The 4,596-nt window shown below is 57.0% G+C and carries 6 protein-coding genes; 2 read left to right on the top strand and 4 right to left on the bottom strand.

Features of this window, described 5'->3' with window-relative positions; genetic code table 11:
• Window positions 1-481: TIGR00366 family protein (locus tag M0974_RS14515; RefSeq protein WP_297837856.1), on the top strand; the 481-nt coding region annotated here is incomplete at its 5' end.
• 16 nt (window positions 482-497) lie between these two features.
• Here M0974_RS14515 and M0974_RS14510 read toward each other — a convergent pair.
• Window positions 498-1,391 (bottom strand): LysR substrate-binding domain-containing protein, encoded by an 894-nt coding sequence (locus M0974_RS14510; protein WP_297837854.1) that lies wholly within the window; start codon window positions 1,389-1,391, stop codon window positions 498-500.
• A gap of 112 nt (window positions 1,392-1,503) precedes the next feature.
• On the opposite strand from M0974_RS14510, the gene M0974_RS14505 reads away from it, so the two are divergent.
• Window positions 1,504-2,439, top strand: coding sequence for a DMT family transporter (locus M0974_RS14505; protein WP_297837851.1), 936 nt, complete (start codon window positions 1,504-1,506; stop codon window positions 2,437-2,439).
• On the opposite strand, the gene M0974_RS14500 is transcribed toward M0974_RS14505, so the two are convergent.
• The 3 genes from M0974_RS14500 to M0974_RS14490 form a co-directional block, all read right to left on the bottom strand.
• Complete coding sequence (locus M0974_RS14500) at window positions 2,436-2,942, bottom strand: MarR family winged helix-turn-helix transcriptional regulator (RefSeq protein WP_297837849.1); 507 nt, start codon at window positions 2,940-2,942, stop codon at window positions 2,436-2,438. The genes M0974_RS14505 and M0974_RS14500 overlap by 4 nt on opposite strands.
• Window positions 2,943-3,024: 82 nt before the next feature.
• On the bottom strand, window positions 3,025-3,753 hold the full coding sequence (locus M0974_RS14495; protein WP_297837847.1) for a CTP synthase: 729 nt from the start codon (window positions 3,751-3,753) through the stop codon (window positions 3,025-3,027).
• Between the two features lie 42 nt (window positions 3,754-3,795).
• The coding region (locus tag M0974_RS14490) for an AraC family transcriptional regulator (RefSeq protein ID WP_297837845.1) at window positions 3,796-4,596 on the bottom strand (801 nt) is incomplete at its 5' end.

The following is a 4,596-nucleotide window of genomic DNA, read 5'->3' as shown; positions in this document are numbered from 1 at the left end:
GGTACCGACCACCACCGGCGTGTTGATCCAGTTCCCGCTGTACGGTTCGATCGCAGCGCTGATGACCACGGTTAAAGGCACTGATGCACAAACCTTGGCGCACCACATCTCGACTTTTTTCACCCAGATCGCCTCCCACGACACTTATGCGCTGCTGATGGGTATTTATTCGGCGGTGCTGGGCTTCTTCATCCCGTCGGGTGGCGGCAAGTGGATCATTGAAGCGCCTTACGTGATGCAAGTCGCCAATGATTTGAAGTTCCATTTGGGCTGGGCGGTGCAGATCTACAACGCGGCAGAAGCGTTGCCGAACCTGATCAACCCGTTTTACATGCTGCCGCTGCTAGGCGTACTCGGCTTGAAGGCGCGGGACTTGATCGGTTTCTCCTTCGTACAATTCCTGATCCACACCCCGCTGGTGCTGTTCCTGCTGTGGCTGCTCGGCACCACGCTGACCTACCTGCCGCCGGTCATGCCGTAACGTGTTGCGGGCGACGTTATGCAGGTGGCGTCGCTGCTTCGGCAATCAACCATTGCTTCAGCGCCTGCACTGCCGGGCGCGGAATCGAAAGCTTGGGTTGAACCACATAGAATCCTTTGGCCAGCGGCAATCGCTGGCTGAAGGGCTCGATCAACGCACCACTGCTCACTTCTTCTTCGGTCAACATCGGGCTGGTTAATATCACGCCTTGGTCATGCCGCGCGGCCTCGATGGCCATCAGCGACTGATCAAAATGAATCCCGGCCATCTGCGCCACCTGCCCTACTGATATTCCACTAAAGCGTGCCAGCCACTCTGGCCAATGCGGGTGCAGCGTACTGTGCAACAAGGTCGTCTGACGTAAATCTTCCGGGGTTTTCAAACCGAAACGGGCCGCATAGCGCGGGCTGCAATACAGCCGGGCTTCGTCCTGATAGAGCAAATGCGTTTCGAGTTCCGGCGCGCGTCCATCGAAGTGCCGAATCGCCAGATCCACCCGCTCGTTGGCAAAATCTACCAGGGCAACCGACGAACTCAGGTGCAACGCAATGTGCGGGTGGCTCTGCAGGAAACCGGACATGCGACGCGCGAACCATTTCGCCGCCACGCCTGGGGGCATGGTTAGCCATACGCTGCTGCTTTGGCGGTCGCGCAGGGTTTGGCTGGCATCGTTGATTTGCACCAGTGCCGGCTGGATCCGCGCCCAATACGCTAATCCATCTTCGGTGGGCCGTACCTGGCGAATTTGCCGGGTGAACAACGCCACACCCAGCCATTGTTCAAGATTACGAATCTGTTGGCCCACGGCACCGGGCGTGACGAATAGCTCGCTGGCAGCCAGAGAAAAACTATTGAGGCGCATGGCAGCGTCGAAGTAAACAAGCGACTTCAGCGGAGGTGAGCTTTTCATGGTGAAGATTTTCTATTCCATTGAGCACAGATGATGATTTGTAGCCTAGGCAAGCGCGCGAGCACAATCGGTTTTTCGCCGCTCATCCAACTCACCTGAAAAGGCCGCCCCCATGAAGCACATAGCCTACGCAGCCTTTGCCTTACTCGGCGTAATCTGGGGCACCAACTTTATCTACATGAAGTGGGCAGCTGCTTTGATTACACCCTCGCAGATCGTGCTGCTGCGGGTTCTTTTTGGTTTCTTGCCGATTCTTGTTTTTGCGTTAGCAACCCGTGCTTTGCGCTGGAGCCACCTGCGCCATGCACACCATTTTCTGGTGATGGCGTTGTTGGCGACTGACATCTATTACTACGCCTTCGCCAAAGGCACGTCGATGCTCCTGTCCAGCGTGGCCGGGATGTTGAGCGGGGCCATCCCGCTGTTCACCTTCATTTGCGCGTTCCTGTTTCTACGCCAAGAGCCGCTGACTCGTCGCGTAGGCATGGGCATAGCTCTGGGGTTTGTCGGCGTATTGCTGATTGCCCGCCCATGGGCCGCGGGTGCTGGCGGCATCTCCCTGGAAGGCGTGCTGTATATGATCGCCGGTTCACTCAGTGTTGGTTGTTCGTTTGTGTACGCCAAACGCTTTGTATCCCCGCTGGGAATCTCAGCCGTGGCGTTGTCGACCTACCAAATCGGTTTGGCGCTGATCGTAATCGCGGCATTCACCGATCTACACGGCGTGAGTCGCCTGCTGGACGACCAACGCGCCTTTCTCGGCGTATCTCTGGGGCTTGGTTTGCTGGGCACCGGTGTCGCTTACATTATTTACTACTTCATCGTTCAGCGGCTGGGTGCCTTAGCGGCGTCATCGGTGACCTATATCCCGCCAGTCGTAGCGTTGTTGATCGGCTTTTTCGTGGTCCAGGAGCCAGTGCATCCCATGGACCTGTTGGCCGTCGCCGCGATCCTCGCCGGGGTGTACATCGTGCAGGCCGGCAGGGCCAAGGCTGCACGGGAAGCGGCTGTGGTGGTTGCCCCTTCGGTGGTGCACAAAGCGGTTTAGCCGTGAGTCGCTGCAGTGGCTTCGACGTATTCGCTCGACGCTATGTAAGTCAGCGATGCACGCAGCTCACTTGCGTGTTCGGCGCCCACTACCGATTCGAAACATTCCTGCGCTTTTTCCCAATACGCCTGCGATTCGATCAACTTCCTCTCCCCCATCACCGTCAATTTGACCAAGCGGCTGCGTCGGTCGTTGGGGTCGATTTCCACTGAGACAAACCCGTCACGCTCCAGGGGCTTGAGATTGTGCGCCAGCGCTGAACGATCAATCACCAGCGCGGTTGCCAACTCACTCATAGAGGGCACTTGGCTGCGGGCTATCTGCATCAAGATCGAACGCTGCGTTGAGCGCAATCCACAAGGCGCCAAGACCGCGTCATACATCTGTGAGATACGCCGGGTAGCCTTGCGCAGGCTGGTGGCGTGACAAAGCACTTGCTCGGGCACTACAAACCCGCCGCTGAGTAACACAGGGGCGCGAGCGTTGCTGGACGTGCTGTTCATGGCGTTTCTTGTTCCTGTTCTACAATGACGCAAGTTTGAGGTGATCGAAAATCCAGCGAATTCATTCGCGAAGGAGTCAGGTCTAGCACCGAGACTTTCCGAGCAGCCCATAAACTGCACATGCCCGAACAAACGCGGCCACTATTGGCGGCGTCTCGCCTGTCAACGCAGCCCGCTCCGGTTGGAATAATGTGGCTACAAAAAACGGATGCCCTGCTAGTTCGACCACACGGACATCACCGGTCTGATCATGCCCCGTCGCTGCCAACGGCCCCGCAAGTAGCTCATTAACAAGGTCGGTATTTAGGCCATATCGGCAGTGGTAAGTCTGAGTAGCTTGGCGCACGCCATAGGCCTGGGCGATCTTCGAGCCGGAGACCAGCTCAATCAAATCAGCCTTTTCTACCAGTGCGCAGCTCAGTGGGGTAATGACCGCTCGCGGTGCATCCGGCGCAGTTTCGGCATGTTCAGCGTCCGCCCAACCCAACACATTCCGTGCGTACTCAATCAAGGCGTGCTGAAACCCACCGCATGTGCCAAGGAACGGCACCTGATGTTCCCGCGCATAACGAATGGCGTTCAACGCACCGTCGGTGTTTTGATAAGGACTTGCCGGCACGCACCATATGCCGTCGAAGCGACCCAATGCGGTGTTGTCATGGGCGCTCGGTGTCGGCAGCCAATCAAAGCTAATCGCCAGCCCTTCGACTTCGGCAGCCAAGTTCAGCGCAAAGGGGATCGCTTGATGCGCAGTCACGCTTGGGTCGAAGTCACCGACTAATGCAACATGGACAGCGTTCTGATTACCCATTGATTCTCTCCTGAGATAAGTATTTGTTACGCAATCCTAACCTTAACCTTCCCGATGCTGTCGCCGAAACTGCCCAGGCGGCAATCCATTGGCCTTGCGAAAACGTCGCGAAAAGTAGGCTTCATCAGCAAACCCACACACTTCGGCGATGTGGCTGACGGGTTTGGTGGTGTTAATCAGATGGGTTCGCGCCAAGCGCATGCGGCGTTCCAGTACCAATTCTGAAAAGGTGCTGCCGGTCTCTTTGCGCAACAAGTGGGTCAGGTAGTTAGGCGATAGAAAGGCTGCAGCGGCGGCGTCTTTAAGGGTCATGTCGGGGTCGGCGATGTGTTCGCGAATATAGCTCGATACACGCCCCAGGGCGTCACGGCGACCTCTTTTCTCGGCCTTGCTGGCAGACAACGCCAACAACTGCGGCTCGTACACATTGCAGACCTTACCGATCAATTGCAGCAAATAGCCCTTGAGCATCAAACCGGTGCCCAGTTGGCGATTCTGATCGAGTTCACGCATTTTTTGCAGCAGCCCTTCGATTTCGGCGAAGTCCGCATCCTCTAGCACGAAATCAATGTGTTCCTGGAAGCGGAACGGCGCCAACTCCGGCGCTTCGGCCAGAGAAACATCCTCCAGGTCCATGGGATCGCACGGCAGGTGCTGCAGGAAAAACTCTTGAGCGAAGTTGATCAGAACGAAACTGCCATCGTCGGGATGGGGAATCACGTGCAAACGGTGGGGCAGGATAAACGCGAGTGTATTGCGCGCAAATGCCCGAATGGCGCCACCAATGTGCTGCACGGTATCGCCGCCCAGGTTGATCTGGATCTGGAAATACTCATGCCGATG

The sequence above is a fragment of the Pseudomonas sp. genome (assembly GCF_026224925.1).
Classification (GTDB): Bacteria; Pseudomonadota; Gammaproteobacteria; order Pseudomonadales; family Pseudomonadaceae; genus Aquipseudomonas.
The sequence above is the reverse complement of the archived record's forward strand: the minus strand, read 5'-3'. Positions and strand labels throughout refer to the sequence as shown.

Excerpts from the sequence above, each read along its gene's own strand:
- M0974_RS14510 (WP_297837854.1), bottom strand. The coding sequence starts at position 1,391 with ATGAAAAGCTCACCTCCGCTGAAGTCGCTTGTTTACTTCGACGCTGCC.
- M0974_RS14505 (WP_297837851.1), top strand. The coding sequence starts at position 1,504 with ATGAAGCACATAGCCTACGCAGCCTTTGCCTTACTCGGCGTAATCTGG.
- M0974_RS14500 (WP_297837849.1), bottom strand. The coding sequence starts at position 2,942 with ATGAACAGCACGTCCAGCAACGCTCGCGCCCCTGTGTTACTCAGCGGC.
- M0974_RS14495 (WP_297837847.1), bottom strand. The coding sequence starts at position 3,753 with ATGGGTAATCAGAACGCTGTCCATGTTGCATTAGTCGGTGACTTCGAC.